Annotated in this window: 7 protein-coding genes; 6 read left to right on the top strand and 1 reads right to left on the bottom strand. The window is 38.0% G+C overall.

Going from position 1 to position 6707, the window contains the following annotated elements; translation table 11 throughout:
* A partial coding sequence (locus NSR00_RS17285) for a DnaA N-terminal domain-containing protein (protein ID WP_340734385.1) occupies positions 1-333 on the bottom strand: 333 nt, incomplete at its 3' end.
* 499 nt (positions 334-832) lie between these two features.
* Here NSR00_RS17285 and rpmH point away from each other — a divergent pair.
* The 6 genes from rpmH to mnmG all read left to right on the top strand — a co-directional run bounded on the left by rpmH (position 833) and on the right by mnmG (position 6697).
* On the top strand, positions 833-967 hold the full coding sequence (gene rpmH / locus NSR00_RS17280; RefSeq protein ID WP_063387747.1) for a 50S ribosomal protein L34: 135 nt from the start codon (positions 833-835) through the stop codon (positions 965-967).
* Positions 968-1053: 86 nt separating this feature from the next.
* On the top strand, positions 1054-1404 hold the full coding sequence (gene rnpA / locus NSR00_RS17275) for a ribonuclease P protein component (RefSeq protein ID WP_094244819.1): 351 nt from the start codon (positions 1054-1056) through the stop codon (positions 1402-1404).
* Positions 1405-1506: 102 nt separating this feature from the next.
* Positions 1507-2280, top strand: coding sequence for a YidC family membrane integrase SpoIIIJ (spoIIIJ, locus tag NSR00_RS17270; protein WP_063387749.1), 774 nt, complete (start codon positions 1507-1509; stop codon positions 2278-2280).
* Positions 2277-2948 (top strand): RNA-binding cell elongation regulator Jag/EloR, encoded by a 672-nt coding sequence (gene jag / locus NSR00_RS17265; RefSeq protein ID WP_340789963.1) that lies wholly within the window; start codon positions 2277-2279, stop codon positions 2946-2948. Before spoIIIJ ends, jag begins: the two co-directional genes overlap by 4 nt.
* 459 nt (positions 2949-3407) lie before the next feature.
* Positions 3408-4793 carry a tRNA uridine-5-carboxymethylaminomethyl(34) synthesis GTPase MnmE gene (gene mnmE / locus NSR00_RS17260; protein WP_339229849.1) on the top strand — a complete coding sequence of 462 codons (1386 nt, stop codon included), beginning with the start codon at positions 3408-3410 and terminating at the stop codon, positions 4791-4793.
* A 17-nt stretch (positions 4794-4810) separates the two neighbouring features.
* Positions 4811-6697 carry a tRNA uridine-5-carboxymethylaminomethyl(34) synthesis enzyme MnmG gene (gene mnmG, locus NSR00_RS17255; RefSeq protein WP_063387752.1) on the top strand — a complete coding sequence of 629 codons (1887 nt, stop codon included), beginning with the start codon at positions 4811-4813 and terminating at the stop codon, positions 6695-6697.
* Positions 6698-6707 lie beyond the last annotated feature (10 nt).

Here is a 6707-nt window from a genome sequence, read left to right as displayed (position 1 = left end):
GTTTTGGGGAAATTCATTTGTCTCTTCCCCTTTTTTTGGCGATGTTTTAATGGGGGCTTTAGGCATAAATTCATCGTCTGTCAAATTTTGCGGAATGATAAATTTTATACCGATTTCTTCTCCTGTTAAATCATATATTGTGTTCGCGATTAAATGCAGGTACCTGGATTCCAACCAATCTCTCGCAAATTCATTTGGAGCAGTAATGATGAGCAAATCACCTTGTAAAGCGTGTGCTTTTGTAGATTTTAGCCAGGTATCAAAGCTCGGTTTACTGACCTTTTTTTTAATTTCGGCAAGCACCCGATTCCACAAGTCCTCTATGTTCTCCATGGCTCTTTGGGGTCACCCTCCTTTACATCGGCTGTAAAAAATGAACAATGAATAAATATGCATTCCACATATGTTTGCACAAAAATATTTAATATAGTAGAAAAATAACTTTTCTACAAAATTCAGAGAGTGTGGAAAACTTCCTTCACAGGGCCGTTAACAACTTTCCACAATTTATCCACAACGTGTGGATAATATAATGATAAATGAAAGATATTCAGAGGTAAAACACAAATATCATATCAAAATAACCTATGTGTTGCAATGGGTTTTGAAAGTTTATCCACAAGACAACATACTGTTGAAAAAAATATTCACATGTCGATAAATGTGTGAAAAAAATGTCGATAATTGCTGTAAAACTGTATTTTTTATAAAAAAATATCCACAATGTTGTTTGCCGATAGTACAATGGACCTTAGTTGACAATTAGGATATTCCTTTACTATAATTAGAAAGACTGTCTTTTTAGAGTTAATCCTCGGGGAGGTGTCATAGAATGAAAAGAACATATCAACCAAATAAAAGAAAACGCAGCAAAGTTCACGGATTCCGCAGCCGGATGAGCACAAAAAACGGTCGAAAGGTTTTAGCTCGGAGACGCCGTAAAGGAAGAAAAGTATTATCAGCGTAGACCACTGAAAAAAAGTCAGTGGTCTTTTTTACACAAAATGAAGTTACTTGATCTCTCGAGTAAATCGGAGAGTCGGAGTGAATGGAATGAAAAAAAGGAACCGGATAAAAAAAAATAAGGACTTTCAAAAAGTATTTCAAAAAGGAAAGTCAATGGCGAACAGACAGTTCGTTATTTATATGCTTGATCAGCCGGATATAAAAGATTTTCGGATCGGGCTGTCTGTCAGTAAAAAAATTGGCAATGCCGTGACGAGGAATAAAGTAAAACGTTTGATTCGTCAAGTATTTTTAGAAGAGAAGGACAATATCGCTAAAGGGAAGGATTATATTATTATTGCGAGGAAACCGTCTGCGAAAATGAATTATCATGAGGTAAAAAAAAGTCTTGTTCATCTTTTTATAAAAATGAACATTTATCAGACAAAAAATCATTAAGAAATTAAAAGCAATTTTACAAAAAAGATGGTAAAATACTTTTTGAATGGAAACGGATTATTTTTAATTATGATATATAGAATTTGTTAGGAGGAAGTTTTTTTGAAGAAGCGAATAGTATTATTGCTGGCTATTCTTGGACTAGCATCTGTTTTGTCCGGGTGTACGGAAATAAATGAACCGATTACAAAAGACAGTGAAGGTTTTTGGAACCAGTACATTGTTTATCCGCTTTCTTGGTTAATTACATATTTTGCGCAGCTATTTGGAAATGATTATGGTTTATCCATTATCATCGTAACCATTTTAATTCGATTAGCGATTTTGCCGTTAATGATCAAACAAATTCAAAATTCAAAGGCCATGCAGGAAATTCAGCCGGAAATTTTAAAGCTGCGTGAAAAATACAGTTCGAAAGACCAAAAAACACAGCAAAAGCTTCAACAAGAAACAATGGCTTTATTTCAAAAGCATGGTGTTAATCCTCTTGCCGGTTGTTTACCACTATTAATTCAAATGCCAATTTTAATTGGATTTTACCATGCCATTATGAGAACCCGGGAAATTGCTGAACACAGCTTTTTATGGTTCGATCTAGGTGAGAGAGATCCTTATTTTATTCTACCTCTTTTAGCAGGCATTTTGACATTTGTTCAGCAAAAATTAATGATGGCAGGAACAGAAAACATAAATCCGCAAATGCAAACAATGCTTTGGATGATGCCGATTATGATTGTCATTTTTGCGGTGTCGTTCCCAGCAGCTTTATCACTTTATTGGGTAGTCGGAAATATTTTTATGATTGTCCAAACTCTTGTGATCAAAGGTTCAGATATACGCAAAGCTTCTGAAAAGGCAGGAGGAGCTCAAAAGTGAGAGAAATAACGTCTACTGGACAGACCGTTGAGGATGCTGTGAAGAAAGCCTTAAAAGAATTAAATGTTGAGCAGGAACAAGTGGATATTCGAATTATCGATGAAGGAAAAAAAGGGCTTTTTGGGATATTTGGCCAAAAACCGGCCATTGTCCATGTGAAATTAAAAAAGGAAACAAGTGAATTGACGGATGCTTTGTTAAAATGGAACGAGAATACGGACCTTAATCCATTGGACGAGGCGAAAAATTTCCTTGAGCAGGTTATAAAAGAAATGGGAATTACAGCTTCCGTTGATATTAAACTTGAAGAAAAAACAGCGTATTTTAATATTAAAGGGGAAAATTTGGCAATTCTAATTGGAAAAAGAGGACAAACGTTAAATTCCTTGCAATATTTGACACAGCTTGTAGCGAATAAAACGTCAACCGATTACGTCCCCATTATTTTGGATGCTGAAAATTATCGTGAAAAGCGCCGAGAGACTTTGACTCAATTGGCGGTAAAATTGGCAGATAAAGTTGTAAAAACAAATAAGGAATTTTCTTTGGAGCCCATGCCTTCTTTTGAAAGAAAAATCATTCATTCAACGTTAATGGAAGATGAAAGGGTTCAAACATATTCAGTCGGAACAGAGCCCAATCGATATGTCGTCATCGCACCAAAATAAGTTTTTTGATGAATTGGAAAGCCAATTCATCATTTTTTTTAGCCTCCAAATAGATGTCTTTAAAAAGGAATTTTCGGTTTCTGTCAACCTCTATTAAAGACTCTTCAACTTTTTTGGTACCTCTTTGATTTTTCAAGCTCAGCAGTTTTTTAAGCTGTTTCTCCAGTTATCAAATCATTTCGTTTTTCATTATTTTGAATTACGAGACATGCAGATCTAACCCCATGGAAGATTATCTGGCTTGTTTCTTAAACGTTACGGTATTGTGAATAAGTGAAAAGTAGCGAAATATTGTTATGAACATGTGGATAAGTTAAAATAATAAATTAGATAATTTTTTTGTGGATAAACATTGTGCTTTTCTTTTTTCTAGACTATATGGTATTTTTAAACTTTGGTGAATGAAAACAACTGCCGGATTGGTTTATGATAGATCGCAACAAAAAGCGAGGTGAGACAATGGAATTTGATACAATAGCAGCAATTTCCACCCCGATGGGAGAGGGAGCCATTGCGATTGTCCGCTTAAGCGGCGATGAGGCGGTGGACATTGCGGATCGCATTTTTCAAAGCCCTGCAAAGAAACAATTAAAAGATGTTCCAACCCATACGATTCATTATGGAAAAATAATTGATCCCGATACGCAAGAAATGGTTGAAGAAGTGATGGTTTCTGTCATGCGGGCGCCTAAAACATTTACAAGAGAAGATGTTGTTGAGATCAATTGCCATGGAGGTCTCGTAACAGTTAACCGCGTTTTGCAGCTAGTTCTTAAGCACGGCGCTCGTTTGGCGGAACCAGGAGAATTTACGAAGAGAGCATTTTTAAATGGAAGAATTGATTTGTCTCAAGCGGAAGCTGTGATTGATTTAATTCGGGCTAAAACCGATAAAGCAATGAATGTTGCTCTTGGGCAAATGGAAGGCCGTCTTTCAAAGCGCATCAAACGGCTGCGTCAGGAAATTCTTGAAACGCTCGCACATGTTGAAGTCAACATCGATTACCCCGAATATGATGATGTCGAAGAAATGACACATAATATGTTAATTGAAAAAGCTTCGTACGTGCGAGACGAAATTGAAAAACTGCTTTCAACTTCTAACCAAGGGAAAATATTGAGGGAAGGCTTATCAACCGTTATAATTGGGCGGCCAAACGTTGGCAAATCTTCTTTGCTCAATGGACTCGTTCATGAAAATAAAGCGATTGTAACTGATATACCAGGAACGACAAGGGATGTAATAGAAGAATATGTCAATGTGAGAGGTGTTCCTCTCCGTCTTATCGACACGGCTGGAATTCGTGAGACGGAAGACATTGTAGAAAAAATCGGTGTGGAACGATCCCGACAGGTATTGAAAGAAGCTGATTTAATTTTATTTGTGCTAAACTATAACGAAGAGCTCTCGGAAGAAGATAAAAAATTGTTTGAAGCCGTGAAGGGAACGGATTTTATTGTCATTGTCAATAAAACTGATTTGCCGAAGAAAATCGATATGGATGAAGTGCAGAAGCTTGCCAATGGAAATCCAATTGTGACCACTTCCTTAAAGGAAGATAGAGGGATCGACGAATTGGAACAACAGATCAGTTCTTTGTTTTTTAAAGGGGATCTTCAAGCAGATGATTTAACTTATGTTTCCAATACACGCCATATTGCGTTGTTATCTCAGGCCAAAAAAGCTGTTGAAGAGGCTATAGAGGGAATAGAACAAGGCGTCCCAATCGATATTGTTCAAATCGACTTAACAAGAACATGGGAACTCCTCGGCGAAATCATTGGCGACAGTGTACATGAAAGCTTAATTGATCAGTTGTTTTCGCAATTTTGCTTAGGTAAATAGGAAAGGGTGTGAATTTGATGCGATATCAAGCCGGTGAATATGATGTAATCGTGGTTGGCGCAGGTCATGCGGGCTGTGAGGCGGGTCTTGCGGCTGCAAGGCTTGGTGCTAAAACATTAGTAGTGACTATTAATTTGGATATGGTAGCTTTTATGCCATGTAATCCTTCAATCGGCGGGCCGGCAAAAGGAATTGTTGTCCGTGAGATTGACGCGCTTGGCGGAGAAATGGGAAAAAACATCGATAAAACATATATTCAAATGAGAATGTTAAATACAGGAAAAGGACCTGCTGTTCGTGCACTTCGGGCGCAAGCCGATAAAGTTTTATATCAAAGGGAAATGAAAAAGACGCTGGAGCAGGAAGAAAATTTAACATTGCTTCAAGGAATGGTCGAAGAATTAATTGTAGAAGACGGTATATGCAAAGGGATCGTGACGCAGACAGGAGCCGAATACCGTTCGAAAACAGTTGTTTTAACAACAGGGACGTTTTTGCGTGGAAGAATCATTATCGGCGACCTTTCTTATTCAAGCGGACCAAACAATCAACAGCCGTCCATTAAGCTGTCAGAGCATTTAGAAAAGCTTGGATTCGAACTTGTTCGTTTTAAAACAGGGACACCTCCAAGAGTCAACAGTAAAACCATTGATTACAGCAAAACAGAAATTCAACCTGGAGACGAGGAGCCGCGCGCATTCTCCTACGAAACAACGAAATATATTACCGATCAGCTTCCTTGTTGGCTGACGTATACAAGCAGTGAAACTCATAAAATCATTGACGAAAATTTGCACAGATCGCCCATGTATTCTGGTATGATCAAAGGGACAGGACCTCGTTATTGTCCGTCTATTGAAGATAAAATTGTCCGTTTCCATGATAAACCGCGCCACCAAATCTTTTTGGAGCCTGAGGGCCGTAATACGGAAGAAGTCTATGTTCAAGGGCTTTCTACAAGCCTGCCGGAAGATGTACAGCGCCGTATGATATCTACCATTCCGGGGCTTGAAAATGCACAAATCATGAGAGCTGGATATGCCATTGAATATGATGCGATCGTACCAACACAGCTATGGCCGACGCTAGAAACAAAAAAAGTGAAAAATTTATATACGGCAGGACAAATTAACGGAACTTCAGGATATGAAGAAGCAGCTGGTCAAGGGATTATGGCCGGTATTAATGCCGCTAGAAGAGCGTTGAATAAAGAAGAGATCATTCTCAGCCGTTCTGATGCTTACATCGGTGTATTAATAGACGATTTGGTGACAAAAGGAACGAACGAACCATACCGTCTTTTAACATCAAGAGCCGAATACCGTCTTCTCCTTCGCCATGACAATGCTGATTTGCGTTTGACAGAACTCGGATACAAAATCGGTTTGATTAAAAAAGAGCGGTATGAAAAGTTTTTGGCCAAAAAAGAAGCGATAGAAAATGAGAAAAAACGCCTCCGTTCCATCATTATCAAGCCGAATGAACAGACTCAAAAACTGATTGAAGAAGTCGGAGGAAGTCCGTTAAAAGACGGCATCCGTGCCTCAGACCTTTTGAAGCGTCCAGAAATAAATTATGAACATATAAAAATGCTTACCGAAAGTGAAGCTTTGCCTAAAGAAGTGGAGGAGCAGGTAGAAATTCAAATCAAATATGAAGGATATATTGAAAAATCGTTGCAGCAAGTAGAGAAATTAAAACGCATGGAAAACAAAAAAATACCAGAAGACATTGATTATGACGCTATCAATGGACTTGCAACAGAAGCGCGGCAAAAATTAAAACAGGTTCGGCCGATATCAGTTGCACAGGCTTCACGCATATCAGGCGTCAATCCGGCGGATATTTCTATTTTACTTGTTTATTTGGAACAAGGCCGTATCGCCCGCGTGTCTAATGAATAAAGAGATTTAT

It is taken from the genome of Aeribacillus sp. FSL K6-8394, assembly GCF_038008865.1.
Classification (GTDB): Bacteria; Bacillota; Bacilli; order Bacillales; family Aeribacillaceae; genus Aeribacillus; species Aeribacillus composti.
The sequence above is the reverse complement of the archived record's forward strand: the minus strand, read 5'-3'. Positions and strand labels throughout refer to the sequence as shown.